General features: G+C 36.8%; 13 protein-coding genes and 3 tRNA genes. 1 reads left to right on the top strand and 15 read right to left on the bottom strand.

Translation table 11 applies throughout. From position 1 onward, the window contains the following. Positions 1 to 1,392 (bottom strand): amino acid permease, encoded by a 1,392-nt coding sequence (locus FDO66_RS01850; protein ID WP_181444439.1) that lies wholly within the window; start codon positions 1,390 to 1,392, stop codon positions 1 to 3. Positions 1,393 to 1,882: 490 nt separating this feature from the next. On the opposite strand from FDO66_RS01850, the gene brnQ reads away from it, so the two are divergent. Then, a complete protein-coding gene (gene brnQ, locus FDO66_RS01845; RefSeq protein WP_141430714.1) occupies positions 1,883 to 3,235 on the top strand; it encodes a branched-chain amino acid transport system II carrier protein in 1,353 nt (450 codons plus the stop codon). A gap of 463 nt (positions 3,236 to 3,698) precedes the next feature. Here brnQ and FDO66_RS01840 read toward each other — a convergent pair whose 3' ends face one another. The 14 genes from FDO66_RS01840 to FDO66_RS01775 all read right to left on the bottom strand — a co-directional run bounded on the left by FDO66_RS01840 (position 3,699) and on the right by FDO66_RS01775 (position 14,657). After that, positions 3,699 to 4,946: a DUF4153 domain-containing protein gene (locus FDO66_RS01840; RefSeq protein ID WP_141430713.1), complete on the bottom strand. Its 1,248-nt coding sequence runs from the start codon at positions 4,944 to 4,946 to the stop codon at positions 3,699 to 3,701. A 47-nt stretch (positions 4,947 to 4,993) separates the two neighbouring features. Next, the gene (locus tag FDO66_RS01835; protein ID WP_141430712.1) at positions 4,994 to 5,209 is read right to left on the bottom strand and encodes a helix-turn-helix domain-containing protein; all 216 of its coding nucleotides are present in this window, start codon (positions 5,207 to 5,209) and stop codon (positions 4,994 to 4,996) included. 11 nt (positions 5,210 to 5,220) lie between these two features. Continuing rightward, the gene (locus FDO66_RS01830) at positions 5,221 to 5,703 is read right to left on the bottom strand and encodes a DUF2975 domain-containing protein (protein WP_141430711.1); all 483 of its coding nucleotides are present in this window, start codon (positions 5,701 to 5,703) and stop codon (positions 5,221 to 5,223) included. 501 nt (positions 5,704 to 6,204) lie between these two features. After that, positions 6,205 to 6,684: a 23S rRNA (pseudouridine(1915)-N(3))-methyltransferase RlmH gene (gene rlmH / locus FDO66_RS01825; RefSeq protein ID WP_141430710.1), complete on the bottom strand. Its 480-nt coding sequence runs from the start codon at positions 6,682 to 6,684 to the stop codon at positions 6,205 to 6,207. 91 nt (positions 6,685 to 6,775) lie between these two features. Then, positions 6,776 to 6,937, bottom strand: a complete 162-nt coding sequence (locus tag FDO66_RS01820; RefSeq protein WP_141430709.1) for a CxxH/CxxC protein — start codon at positions 6,935 to 6,937, stop codon at positions 6,776 to 6,778. A gap of 233 nt (positions 6,938 to 7,170) precedes the next feature. Continuing rightward, positions 7,171 to 8,385, bottom strand: coding sequence for a S1C family serine protease (locus FDO66_RS01815; protein ID WP_141430708.1), 1,215 nt, complete (start codon positions 8,383 to 8,385; stop codon positions 7,171 to 7,173). Between the two features lie 97 nt (positions 8,386 to 8,482). After that, complete coding sequence (locus tag FDO66_RS01810; protein ID WP_141430707.1) at positions 8,483 to 9,277, bottom strand: MBL fold metallo-hydrolase; 795 nt, start codon at positions 9,275 to 9,277, stop codon at positions 8,483 to 8,485. Between the two features lie 6 nt (positions 9,278 to 9,283). Continuing rightward, positions 9,284 to 10,081: a two-component system regulatory protein YycI gene (locus FDO66_RS01805; protein ID WP_141430706.1), complete on the bottom strand. Its 798-nt coding sequence runs from the start codon at positions 10,079 to 10,081 to the stop codon at positions 9,284 to 9,286. After that, complete coding sequence (locus FDO66_RS01800; RefSeq protein ID WP_141430705.1) at positions 10,068 to 11,390, bottom strand: YycH family regulatory protein; 1,323 nt, start codon at positions 11,388 to 11,390, stop codon at positions 10,068 to 10,070. The genes FDO66_RS01805 and FDO66_RS01800 overlap by 14 nt, the downstream gene beginning before the upstream one ends. After that, on the bottom strand, positions 11,387 to 13,219 hold the full coding sequence (gene walK / locus FDO66_RS01795) for a cell wall metabolism sensor histidine kinase WalK (RefSeq protein WP_141430704.1): 1,833 nt from the start codon (positions 13,217 to 13,219) through the stop codon (positions 11,387 to 11,389). Before walK ends, FDO66_RS01800 begins: the two co-directional genes overlap by 4 nt. Positions 13,220 to 13,227: 8 nt before the next feature. Then, a complete protein-coding gene (yycF, locus tag FDO66_RS01790) occupies positions 13,228 to 13,938 on the bottom strand; it encodes a response regulator YycF (protein ID WP_141430703.1) in 711 nt (236 codons plus the stop codon). Between the two features lie 423 nt (positions 13,939 to 14,361). Beyond that, positions 14,362 to 14,434, bottom strand: a tRNA-Phe gene (locus tag FDO66_RS01785). Positions 14,435 to 14,483: 49 nt separating this feature from the next. Further along, positions 14,484 to 14,559: transfer RNA gene (locus FDO66_RS01780), tRNA-Asp, on the bottom strand. 23 nt (positions 14,560 to 14,582) lie between these two features. Beyond that, positions 14,583 to 14,657, bottom strand: a tRNA-Glu gene (locus FDO66_RS01775). Between the last annotated feature and the right edge of the window lie 33 nt (positions 14,658 to 14,690).

The raw sequence follows: 14,690 nt of genomic DNA, 5'->3' as shown, positions 1-14,690 counted from the left end.
TTATTTGTTAGTAATTCTATCATCTGTTTGAGCATCTACTGAAACACGCTTGCCTATTCCAAAAGCGTAAAAACTAATGACAACGATACCTAGGAAAACAATCCCTGCAATAAGCGACATTCGTGTATCATCATTAATCCACATGCCGATTAATACCATAATTAAAAAGATAATGGTTAAGTAGTTTGTCACCGGTGCAAAAGGCATTTTGAATGGGTGATTGTCTATTTCTGCTCCTTTTATTTTTCTGAATCGAATTTGACTAATCAGAATAACAAACCACGGAATCATACCAGGGAGTACACTTGCACTGTATACATACACAAATAAATTTACTGGTGCAATATAACTTAAAATAACGCCTATTGCTAAACCAACTAACACACCAATCGTACCGAATAAAGGCACACCGTTATTCGATAGTTTCAAAAAGAATTTTGGTGCTTGTCCATTCATTGCCAATGTATAAAGCATCCGCCCCGCACTATAAATACCACTATTACATCCAGACATTGCAGCTGTGATGACGACAAAGTTAATAAGCCCTGCTGCTGCTGTAATACCAACCTTCGCAAAAGTTGCAACAAACGGACTGCCAATTGAATCTAGTTGATCCCAAGGGTAAACTGTTACAATAATAAAAATTGCACCAATATAGAAGATTAAAATACGCCAAATAATACTTTGAATCGCTTTAGACAACGTTTTTTGCGGGTCTTTTGCTTCACCAGCTGTAATCCCAATCAGTTCGACACCTTGATAAGCTGCAATAACTAGTGATAGAGCAAAGAAGAACCCTGACCAGCCACCAGCAAAAAAGCCACCATTTTTCCAAAGGTTAGATACTCCGATAGCGTCTCCTCCGTTTCCAAATCCGAAGAAAATCAGACCAATCCCAGCAGCAATCATCAATACAATTGTTACGATTTTAATCATCGCAAACCAAAATTCAAATTCACCAAATGATTTAACAGAAATTAAGTTCGCTAAACCAAGTATCACCATTGCGATGATACCAGGTATCCAAGTGGGTAAATCTGGAAACCAGTACTTCATGTATGTCCCAACTGCAATAATTTCTGCCATCCCAACAATAACCCATTGGAACCAGTTACTCCATGCTGTCATATAGCCTGCTAATGGATGAATGTACTTATGGCCAAAGGTCGCAAATGAACCCGTACTTGGCTCTACATACAACATTTCCCCCATTGCACGCATAATAAAAAATATAAAAATCCCTGAGATTGCATAAGCGAGCAGTACTGACGGACCGGTCCATTGAATCGTACTAGCCGAACCCATAAATAAACCAACACCAATTGTACCCCCTAAAGCAATCATCTGAATATGACGTGCTTCCAAGCCTCTCTTCAATTCTTTGTGTGTCAATCGATTTCCTCCTCTTACACCATTAATTGCCGCCATTTCAAATAAAACTAAAACAATCTCTATTCGTTATTGAAATGATGAAGCTATCGTCCTTTTTTCAATCTATCTTAAAAGGTCCCTCCTGGAATTATTCATTCCTTGTTTATATAACACCTGAATTACTATCTTATAATAATAAAATCCACTAAAAAACACAAATGTACTTCCATTAAAAACACTTATTAATATTTATTGATTAAATACATACATTGAAATTTTAATAATTTTTTATTTTAAATTAAGTTGGTTTCCTAGTCTTAGAGCAAATGGGAAAGATGTCTCCATGTAACAGCTAATTCGCTTTTGGACATTGAAATGTTTCGCCTTTTTGAAAATTCCGAACTGCCTAATCACTCTCTTGCTCTAATATATTGTACGTTCTCTTATTGCTATGGCTAACTCCTAAATAAGGTGTTAAAATAGACGAAATTCATCTAGAAGGAGCATAAGTATGCAACAAAAAATATCATTTTATACCTATGCCATCATTGGCACGATGCTGTTCGGAATGTTCTTTGGCGCGGGAAATTTAATTTTCCCGATCCAAATGGGGCAACTCGCTGGCACGAATTTTTGGCCGGCATTAATAGGCTTCCTCATAACCGCAATCGGACTGCCATTTATGGGGATTTTAGCATTTGGTTTATCCGGGAGTAATGGATTACGTCATTTAGCAGGTCGAATCCATCCACTATTTGGAGTCGTTTTCGCCGTGGCACTATACTTAACTATTGGACCGTTTTTTGCAATTCCACGGACAGCAACGGTTCCTTTCGTGGTCGGTTTTGAACCGTATATCAATCCAGTGCATGGCAGTTTATATCTCGGGCTCTTTAGCTTTGTGTTTTTTGCGGTTGTCTATTATTTCTCTTTGAATCCAGCAAAAATTATCGACTATATCGGCAAATATTTAACCCCTGCGTTTTTAGTGTTTTTATTCATCTTAATTTTCATTGCCATCGTCAAACCGATGGGTCACTTCGGTAAGCCAATTGGTGACTATAGCGGTTTGGCCTTTATAACGGGCTTTAAAGAAGGCTATAACACGATGGATGCTCTTGCGTCACTCGCATTCGGCATTGTTGTCATACAGGCGATTAAGGGACAAGGCATCACCAATCCGAAAGAGATCGCGAAAACCACTTGGAAATCAGGCATTTTCGCCATGGTACTGATGATGCTGATTTACGGACTCATTACCTATATGGGGGCATCGAGCGTATTGGCCATCGGGACATACGATAATGGCGGTTTAATCTTTGCTGCAGTGGCTCAACATTATTTCGGATCATTCGGCTCCATTTTATTGGCAATTATTATCGTACTCGCTTGTTTAAAAACGAGCATCGGACTTATTACGTCTTGCAGCGAGTTTTTTAATCATATATTTCCAAAAGTAAGCTATAAATTGTTCGTTCTGGTACTATGTCTTATGTCATTTTTCATTGCCAACTTCGGTCTAAACAATATCATTCAATATGCGGTACCCGTATTAATGTTACTGTATCCTTTATCCATTGTTCTGATCTTATTAGCCCTTTGTTCATCTTTATTCGGCCATAAGCAGAGTGTTTACGTAACCACAATGTTCTTCACTTTTTGTGTAAGCTTCTTCGACGGCTATAGCACGTTAGTCGACAGTTTACCAAGCGCGTCTCTCTCTTTGTTCGAATCCATTAAATTATTCTACATGGATAATTTACCACTTTACGATATTGGGCTTGGCTGGATTTTACCAGCTCTAATTGGTGCGTTTATCAGTTTTTTATGGCCAACGAGTGCTAAAAAAACTGCTGTTCAATAATGCTAAGTAGGAACCGGCTTAGAATAATTCCTAAGCTGGTTCCTACTTTTCTATTCTCCGTAATCATAATTCCTCGTGTAAAAACCTCATTTACTTATGGTACGGTTCACCGAATGTCACCAAATAACATAATTTAATTAGAGAATAAAGTATATATAATTGTTTGAAAACAAAAGACCACTTATTCTAAATATATAGCTAATAACTATACTAAAACTTACTGATATTTAACAAAACAGTCTCTTTTGGAAGGAAAGGGACTGTTTTTTATTCCATTAATAAATAAAATATATACAAATTGCAACAATATATTATGTCTTCTAGTTTGAATACCCTCTTTTTAACTTTAATAATGAAAATAAGCCAAAACTATGCAACTCTGTATAAAAAGCTGCATAATATCGGCTCTAAGGATTTTATACGTTATAGAAGATTAGCTTTTCGTTACATTAACAGAGCCTTTCTAATTAAAAAGTATAGGAAAAGTAAATGTAACGAAAGCTGCCCAAAGTCCGTAGACCGGCAAATACTTAGTAACGGCATCTTGGATAGTTGAAGGTCCGGATTTGTTTTGTAGAAAACGCATATAGGAGAGCATAATCCAAATTAGATTTGCCCAGATAAGTATGTTTACTCCTAAAACAGCAAGTCTATTAGGCGTAATCCCATAAGAAGAAAGTCTGAACACGATGGCTGACAAAGCCACACTGTCAATGATAAGCGCAAGAACAATTAAGGCAAAATTTATATAATCTGAAATGTTCTTTTTCTCGTCTGAGTCGCTCTCGGTAATGGAGAATATGGTAACAGCCAATACACCAAGGAGTATTCCGTTGAAGGCTATCAGGAAATTGCGGTCCAAGAATGGATTTTTTCCGACCCATATAACCGTTATAAGATAGACCAACAATGTGACCAGGACAAGAGGACTAAAAATTTTAGCTATATATGGTGTAATATTCTTAGCAAGTTTAAGATTCATTGATACCAGGTATGCAGCCACAATAGCGAGCGCGGCAGCACCAAATAAAACGACATTGCTAAAATAGAAGTCTTCTATATCCAAGCCAACAAAGCTAAATAACTTCATGGTTAATGCTGCTAGTACCATTCCGCTAACTGCCATGCTGGCGTAGAGAATACAATATTCCAAATTAAATTTAATATAGGCTAATCTTGTACTGCCTTTTGAATATTCATTCCCTGTAAATGCAAGCCCTACCAATACCCATAAGAATATGGGAAGGTGTAAATAAGCAAGGATAATACTGTCTTTATAATTTAATGGCAGCATATTAAGATAAAACCCGGAAATTAGGAACAACGCTGCAAGGGAATAAATAACACTTTTTTTCGGAGTATTATTGCAAACAAAATAGGCAGCAATAAAGGGAATTATACCAAAAGCCAGGTTAATTGGGGCAATTGCTTCCTGTTCGACAAAATGGAAAATGATCCTGGTGCTTATCCCGGCCAGAATGGCTAAAATGCCCATGAATAAGAAACCTTTTTGAAGCAAGGAAGATTTTTCTGTATTTGCCGTCTCCTTGAAATGCAATCTTTCATACCAAACGCCAAGAATCTGAGAATCAGGATTTTGTTCCCATGCGTGTGAGAATGACTTTTTAAAAGTTTTCGGGTCTTTTCTATACATTCTCTCCAGCTCATGAGGGTTAGCAATATTTTCAATAATCAAATTGTTAATGTCCATAGTTATACCTCCCTTAATAATTGTTATATTAAGTTTCCTCAATATGTTTAACTGTCTTCATCACTTTTGTATTCTAAAATATCTCCAGGCTGACATTCTAAAGCCTTACAAATTGATTCTAAAGTGGATAATCGAATCGCTTTTGCCTTTCCATTTTTCAATATAGAAAGGTTAGCCATTGTTATTCCAACCTTCTCCGAAAGTTCCGTTACGCTCATTTTCCTTTTTGCTAACATCACATCAATATTGATTATAATTGCCATTGTTATTCACCTCAGACCGTTAACTCATTTTCTGATTTGATATTAATTGCTTCTTGTAAAAGTTTTTGGAGAACAGCTGCAAAGACTGCGATAACCATCGAAGAAAAAGGAACAACCAATCCGACAAAGATAACTCCTGGTGAGTCGTCTACTTCCGCAAAGATATAGAAGAGCGGCCAAACTAGCACATGCAAAATACTGATTGTGATGGCACAGTATTTGATTTTCTTTAAAGCTTTTACAGATAAATCAGAGAAAGCTTTATTTTTGTCAATATAGCGTAAGAGTTTGAAAGCCTGATACAAAGCAAAGTAAAAAGGTATCGCCGATGCATCAAAGGCGATGAAAACGAGATATTTTATAAAAGCAAACTCTGGAAGCAATTTTGCTGCAAGATTCGCCATCTCAGGCACCAAAAAGATGCACAGAGCAAGAACTGGGACTCCTAAAAGAATAACAGCTATTTTTAAAAACAACGTTGTTACTTTTTCCATAAAAAGCACCTCACTTATTTACTCTGATTTTGATTTTAATATATATTTTATCGTTTTACAATAAAATTTTGTTAATTTGAATAACATTTTTATTGTATGTTTTTGTTTTAAGCAAAAATAAAAAGCATTCCTCATTCAAAGAAATGCTCTATAACTTTAAACCATTAAATTTATAACTTGTACAGCTAACCTGCCCTTTTTCTAAGATTCTCATCATTCATGTAGTCTTTAATATAATTTAATTCATTCAATGTTTTTACTCCCTTAACTAATAACCATTATTGTTGGTCTTCGAGTTGCAGATGTCTTTATATTCTATCAACAATGAGATATTCCTTGCTTCATGATCCTGTTCCTTTAACTTAGTTTCGGATATTATTTAAAGCATTGTATATCTTATGGATGGAACATATTGTAAAATATTACTTCTAACTGTATATACACAAATAAAGCACTCCCTAAACAGTAAGTGCTTAAACAATATCTTTATAAACTGTATGCTTACTTATGATACGGTTCCCCTCGATTAATCCGAAACGCCCGATACACCTGCTCCACCAATATCAACCTCATCAACTGATGAGGAAATGTCATTTTCGAAAATGACAGCTTTTCATCTGCTCTTTTTAATACTTCATTGCTTAAGCCTAAAGAGCCACCAATCACAAAAGCTACTTTGCTTTTGCCATAGGTGGCGAGTTTGTCTAATGTATCAGCCAGCTCTTCGGAGGATTTCATTTTTCCTTCGATCGCTAAAGCAATAACATGAGCGTCTGGATTGATTTTGGCTAAAATTCTTTCGGCTTCTTTTTGTTTTACCTGTTCCATTTCTACAGCACTTAGCTCTTCTGGTGCTTTTTCATCTGCTACTTCGATCAGTTCGATCTTGGCATAACTTGATAGTCTTTTCACGTATTCTTCGATTCCTTGCTTTAAATATTTTTCTTTAAGCTTTCCAACCGAAATGATTGAGATATTCACAATTCATCCTCACTTTACAAACAATTTACAAACAACATATCCACAGAAGTTATCCACATGTCCACATTATCTATCCACATCTTGTATGAGATCACTCGTTCCCTACCATATATACAGCTGGATTTTCGCAATATCCACAGGGTGTTGATAACTTTTCATCTTCCTCTATCTTCTCTAAACGAGGGAAAGTTTCATATTCATCAACCACTGTATCTATAGCTATATCAACGTGTTCAGCACAACAATAGATCATTTTCACCGTCTCCTTTTTCGTCGTAAAATTCTCACTATTTCCACTTGTCTGTGGATAACTTCAAGTAAAAAAGATATCCACAACATTCTATACCATCATACCATTTAATCACTTTTACTTCTATTTAGTCTAAAGTTATCCACTTGTTAATAAGAAAAACACAGGCATCCAAATCCGCATTTAACACAAAAAAAACAGAAAGGCTACACATATCACCTTTCTGCTTAATAGTCCTATGATATTCCTTCAACTAAATTTAATGTTGCTTCCTGAAGCTGACCATCTCGATAAAACTTCACCGTCATTTGGTCGCCTGCTTTTTTCTTTGTATAAAGATGCTTTCTTAGAGCGATCACATCTAAAATAGGGTCTCCATCTAGCTCAACAATGACATCGAGCTCTTTTAGCCCTGCTTCTGAAGCTGGTCCGTTAGGAAGGACTTGTTTCACAGCGACACCATTTTTTAAATCCTTTGGCAACTTCAATGCTTCCTGTTGATAGTAGGCTGGAATTTCATTAACCGATTGCAGTTCAACGCCCATATATGGTCGCTTTACTTCTCCAAAATTCTCTAAATCCTTTATAATCGGCCGTGCAGAATTAATTGGAATCGCGAGTCCTATTCCTTCAACCTCTTGCTGGGCAATTTTCATGGAATTAATGCCGATGACTTGTCCATTAATATTGACTAATGCCCCGCCGCTATTCCCTGGGTTGATGGCTGCATCGGTTTGCAATACCTCAGCCTGCCAATCAACAATTCCATCTTGATCAATGTCTACTGGTATGGCTCGCTCCACCCCTGATACAATTCCTTGCGTTACAGATCCTGAAAAGGTTAAACCAAGCGGATTTCCAATCGCAATAACCGGTTCGCCAGCCTTTAACAAATCGGAGTTTCCAAACTCAGCAATCTTTTTTACAGATCCAGCATCAATTTCAATAACAGCAAGATCAGTCCAAACATCACTGCCCTTCAAGGCTGCCGGTGCTTTTGTTCCATCTGCAAGTGTAACCTCCAGCTCAGTAGCTCCTTGAACAACATGATGGTTTGTAACAATATAGGCTTTTCCATCCGCTTTTTTATAAATGACACCTGAGCCTGTCCCTGCTTCTTGATTCCCATTCTCTGCCCAAAAGCTAGTCGATTGAATGTTTGTAATTCCTACAACCGCATCCGCTGCTTTATCTACCGCATTTGTGACATTTGATTCTACATTCAACGAAACATTTTTTGTAATTTGCTGCTGACCGTTTCCTTCAACAGTTGGTACATTTTGCTTTGGCTGAACCGAATAAGGGAGGAGGTTTAATTCAGACAGTTTTGGTACGACGGTCATAACTAAGATCGCACCGATTAAAACACCTGTTAATCCGGCAAAAAAATACCCGCCTCTGCTTTTTCTTTGCCTGTAGCGACGTTCATTTTCATCCTCATAATAACCCAATGACATCCATCCTTTCTGTTCGAGAACGATTGTTTAGAGTTATTCTTCCATTATACCCATTATGATTATACTCAATTACACTTTAAATAGTGTATCGTTAAACCGCTGTTAAAGGCGTTGGAATTTTCGGATCTGTATCATAGAGTCTGATCTGCTCTCCAACGACAATTCCTCTGCTTTCGAGCGTTTGCGAGACTGACATTCTAGCTAAATCCTTTAGATTATTATCTTGGCTTAAATGAGCTAAATAGATTCTTTTTGTTTGATCCCCGATAACATCGCTCATCGCAAGGGCAGCATCTTCATTGGATACGTGGCCAACATCGCTTAATATTCTTCGTTTAATGTTCCATGGGTAGCGGCCCATTCTGAGCATTTGAACATCATGATTGCTTTCAAATACGTAGGCATGAGCGTTCGAAATCAGCCCCTTCATTCGTTCACTCACATAGCCCGTATCGGTAATAATGACGAACTTCTTTCCACCTGAATGGAATGTAAAAAACATCGGTTCGGCAGCATCGTGAGAAACACCAAATGATTCGATGCTTAATGAACCAAAGCTTTTGACTGTTTCCATCTCAAACGTAAATTTTTGATCCAGCGGTATATCGCCAATTAAGCTCTCCATCGCTCTCCACGTTTTTTCATTCGCGTAAATCGGCAATTGATATTTTCGTGCCGCTACTCCGACTCCCTTAATATGATCACTATGCTCATGCGTAACGAGAATTCCTGAAAGATCTCCCATCCTACGATCAATTTTTTGAAAAAGACTCTCCATTTGCTTACAGCTTAAACCTGCATCAACTAAAAATGAATGTCCCTCTGATTCAATGTAAATCGCGTTCCCCGTACTCCCGCTTGCAAGAACACTCATATGTAAAGACATTTTCTCTCACTCCACTATTTTTTTCTCATCTTTATTTAATTCAATAATTTTTCCGTCAAAAGCGTTCACAAATAAATTTTGTTTATCGTTGATTTCAACTCGCCAAGCAGGGGTTAACACTTGAGACTTCAATGTAAAATAGCCTGTTTCTACATCTGTAATTTTAATTTTCGGTTTTAAGGCGTTGTTTTTATATAACGATTCAATCGCACTCATCGGATCAATAATACGTTCATCTACAGGAAGCTCTTTAATATTTTCTAGAATTGTTTGTCTATACGAGAAGATCTCATTATCTTCATTTAAATAAAAAATCAATTCTGCATTCGAATTTTTAAAAAAAACCTTATCATGATAATGCTGATAATAAGTAATCGTATTGCTATCCTTGCTCTTCTCCCAAAAACGGTATTGATCACTATTCAAAATATGATTTAGCATAAATTCATTTAGAGAGGAAGACTTAAATGGGGTACTTATCTTGATCGGTTGATCTAAAACAGCCTGAATAACATGTTCATCGACAATGGTGATCGTTTGCCCCTTTAAAATGTTAGCTTGTAACGTTTTTAATTCATCTACCGTAATCGTTTTCGGCTTTGCTGTTAAATAAGGAGCTTTAATCTCTCCTTTTAGCTGCTTAGGATATGTAATCCCGTCTTCCTGCAGCTGTTTTGGAAACGAGGTTTCCGTTTTAAGCTCATATTGTCTTGCATTTCGCAGGTTAAAAAATTCATACATTAAATATAGATTTAAAACAAGGAAGGCTAAGATAAAGATGGTTTTAATTTTACTCCAATCCATCCTTGTCCCCTCCTTCACTTTTAGTTGAAACAAAATACCAATGATTGGCGTATTGAAAACACCATGCTGGCTCTAAAACAACCGTAGAATCCACATCCGTTATTAATCGGTAGCCTAATACAACATTCTGAAGCAGCTCTGGGTTGTATTGGGTACGATTTTGAATATAATTTAAAGCCTCCTGTCCCGATTCCAAATAAACTTTTGTTGGTTCTGTCGTCTGGAATGACAACGTAAAATTACTCCGAATATACCGATTAACTTCATTTGTTCCCCAATTTAATCGTATTTCAGAAATACTTTGATCCTTGCTGAAAATTGGATAGCCCTGATCATATAGGCGAAACAAAATCTCTTTATCCGTTTCATCTATGTGTACATATCGATAGTTGTTATCCGTCCAGCCGCCATGCTGATTAATAAAATCGATGCTGTTTTTGATTAAACTTTTCGAAGTACCTCTCAACTCTTGTTCTTCAGCTAGATTAATAAATGTGAATAAATGTTCATCATTATTGATTCTGAGTAAGCTTAAACCATCTGTATATTCTTCTACTGTCGAGAGATTATCCCGCTGGATCAAATTAGGATCTGTAAATAGAACTTTTTTAAGCTTCGAAGTAACCACTAGATTCGTTAAATATCTATACTCCAGCATAGGTGTTTTTTGTTCAGGAAGAAACAGCATTCTTTCATTAGAAGCTTTATAGGAAAAATACGTTTGATACGTTGACGTTTTAATTAAATCCTGAAACTCAGTTTCTATGCTCTTTATATATGACTTATGGACATTCGCTTCATACACCTTTTGATCCTCATAGGAAATAAAATAAACATGTCCATTATCATTTTGCACCGAATGAAAGTCGACTACGATTCGATCAAATTGAAAGTTTAATGGATTACGATCCTTTATTTGCAATACGTTTCGATATAAATCCACTGGCACCTTCCCTGGATATACCATTTCCATTCTGCCGTCTCCATGTACGAAACTAAGAAAATCAGTCACCGTATTTGTAACATCTTTTATTTCAAAAAAACTCCATAGCTTCATTTCTGAAAGAATGCGATCGATTTCAGACTTATCAACAGCCCCATAATGTCGTTGATTTAAATGCAAAAAAACTTGATCTGGCTTAATTATCTCCGCAACAACCTTTTTACCACCAAGAGTTACGTTCTGTACGGTATTCGAATTCTTCATTCGGTCGTAGTCAGGCTGATAATTCCATAGACTCCATGACAGAAGGACACTGATTAAAACTAAAATGATTAAAATAGTTGTTTTTATATTTTCATATGTCATACCCAATCATCCTCTATAGATCGAGCAAATGGAAGACTAAAAGAGATGGTCGTTCCTTTCCCTTCTTTGCTTGATGCCCATATACTCCCCTCATGAGCTTCAACCATTTCCTTCGCTATCGCTAATCCAAGTCCTGTTCCGCCTAGTTTTCTCGTTCTTGCTTTATCTACACGGTAAAAGCGTTCAAAGATCATGTCAATATTTTTTTTCGGAATTCCTACTCCCTCATCTGATACACTTACGATAATTTGGTCATTTTGTTCCATCACCTTAAATGTAATTCTTCCACCTTCAGGAGAATATTTAAGCGCATTTGAAATGATATTATCAAGCACTTGAGTAAGCTTATCCACATCAATTTCTACAAAAACGGCATGCTTTGGCAGCTTTCTTTGAAAGGTGACATTTTTTCCTTTTGTAAATTCAAAGCGATCAATGATTTGATGATAGAATTTATTAAAGTCTACCCAGTCCTTGTTCAATTCATAGTCTCGGCTATCAAGCTTTGATAACTGCAATAAATCATTGACCAATCGAATCATTCGTTCTGTCTCATTTTGCGTCACTTCTAAAAACTTAGGAGCAATTTCTTCCTCTTTCCATGCTCCATCAGCAAGCGCCTCTAAATAGCTCCGCATCGTCGTTAATGGTGTCCGTAGTTCATGAGAGACATTGGCAACAAATTCACGTCGCTCCATATCAATTTTTTCTTGTTCTGTAATATCATGAAGCACGGCAATCAACCCGTTTACAAATCCGGTCTCCTTTTGAATGACAGAAAAGTTGGCGCGGAGAATATAATGCTTTGAATGGGTACTGTAATCCAAAATAACGGATTCTCTTTCCCCTAACAGCTTTTCAAACGTATATTGGTCTTCGATTCCTAATAATTTGACAAGCGGATACGATAGCACTGTTTCACGTGAAACATCCAGCATTTTCGCTGCTGGCTCATTGATTAAAATGAGACGTCCTTTACGGTCGGTGGCAATAACGCCATCGGTCATATAAGAGAGTACAGTGGACAGCTTCCGTCTCTCTCCTTCCGTTGTAGCCTGCGCTTCTTGAATTTTTTTCGTTAAATTATTAAAGGTAATGGCTAATTGTCCAATTTCATCCTGTCCATAGACCTTTACTTTTCTAGCAAAATTCCCTTTTGACATCGCTAAGGCAAGCTTTTGCATATCGGTAATCGGTCTCGTAATCGTTCTAGCAAGCAGAACGCCTAATACTGCCGTAATGATTAAAGCAATAAAGGTTCCTTTTTGAAAAATTTTATTGATTTGCTCCATTTGTTGATAGACCGTTTCAATTTTAGAAACGACGTAAATCGCTCCTTTTGCTTCTTCTTTTGAATTTATCTTAACAGTAATCGGGGTAACAAGCACCCAGATTCGTTTGCCCGCTTCAATGTAATTTTTGCTAGCTGGCTGAGAGGAATTAATGGCACTTTTAATGAAGTTATCCGTCGTTTTTTGGCCAACAATTCCTTGATTATCCGGATCTGAAGTTCCTAAGATGTTAAAATTCACTCGATCAATGACCTGTATCTCTTGAATGTCAGCTGCATCATAATCTCTCAGCAGTTTTTTAATATCTTCTTCGATTGATGAATCCCCTTGCAATCTTTCCTTTGTAAATTGCTCCTCTAAATAAATAGAAAGAATATTCACCTTTTCTTGGATCGAAATTTGAAAATTGTTTAATAACGTTTGTTCAAGCTTTCTTACGAAATACGCACCAATAATTTGAATGGAGACAAAAATTAGGAGGACAATAATGATCGTAAGCTTTAGATGAATCGAACGAAAAAAACTAACTTTTTTCATTAATCAGCTTACTCCTGATCGGGATTTTTTAAATAATACCCGACTCCTCTTCGTGTAACGATCCATGCAGGATGACTTGGATTATCCTCTATTTTTTCCCTTAAACGACGAACAGTAACGTCTACCGTTCGAACATCTCCATAATAATCATAGCCCCATACGGTTTGCAGCAAGTGCTCCCGTGTCATGACTTGTCCAATATGCTTAGCTAAATAATGCAGAAGCTCAAATTCCCGATGCGTAAGCTCAATCATTTCGCCTCTCTTAGAGACAATATAGGCATTTGGATGAATCGTTAAGGAACCAATCTCTATTTCGTTCGTTTCATCTTCTTCCTCTACTTGAGCGATTGCTTTTTGATGACGTCTTAGATTTGCCTTCACCCTCGCAATCAGCTCTCGAGTACTAAATGGTTTTGTCACATAATCATCTGCACCAAGCTCAAGACCAAGAACTTTATCAATTTCTGAATCCTTTGCTGTCAGCATAATAATCGGCATTTCATATTTTTTGCGTACTTCTCGACATACCTCCATGCCATCTTTTAAAGGAAGCATAATATCTAATAAAATAATATCTGGTTTAATCTCTTCAACCATTGCTAGGGCTTCATTTCCATCATACGCACAATGAACATTAAAGCCTTCTTTCTTTAAATTAAATTTTAATATATCTGCAATTGGTTTCTCATCATCTACAACTAAAATTTTCTTTTCCATTTATGATTCTCCTTTATAAGAAAAGCGCAAGCGCCTTGGTCAGCACTGAAAAAAATGCTCTAAAAAGTTTATCTGCTTATTTTTTATACATAAGTTTATTATGATCTTTTTTTACCATTTTCTATTATTTTTTTCATTTAAGCTCTATGCCTCTCCTAGTGAAGAGCCATAGAGACTCTAATTTACTTTACCATTATATAAGGTGGAAATCATCTATTAACCATTAGAAGGGCACAAGCATATTTTTACATACTGAGTGTATCTAGTGGTCCAGCTTTCCAACACAATTGTTTGTTGAAGAAATATGAAAGCGTATAATTCAATTATATCAAGCTCTTGAGCAACGATGTTTTTATTCTTAAAAGTAAATACAAAAAAGGATGCTTCAAAAGCTGAACTTTTGAAGCATCCTTTTATAAAAAGTGGCTCAGGACGGAATCGAACCGCCGACACAAGGATTTTCAGTCCTTTGCTCTACCGACTGAGCTACTGAGCCATCGTATGTATTTATAAAAACATTGATCGAATGTTGATTCATTTTTATATGGCGGTCCCGACGGGAATCGAACCCGCGATCTCCTGCGTGACAGGCAGGCATGTTAACCGCTACACCACGGGACCTCTTTGTAATATAAAAATGTTTATGGTGACCCGTACGGGATTCGAACCCGTGTTACCGCCGTGAAAGGGCGGTGTCTTAACCGCTTGACCAACGGGCCAGTTTAAGGAAAAAGTTATTATATATTGTCTCA

The organism is Bacillus sp. 03113, from assembly GCF_006546985.1.
Classification (GTDB): Bacteria; Bacillota; Bacilli; order Bacillales; family Cytobacillaceae; genus VATK01.
This window is presented reverse-complemented; position numbering and strand designations above follow the sequence as displayed.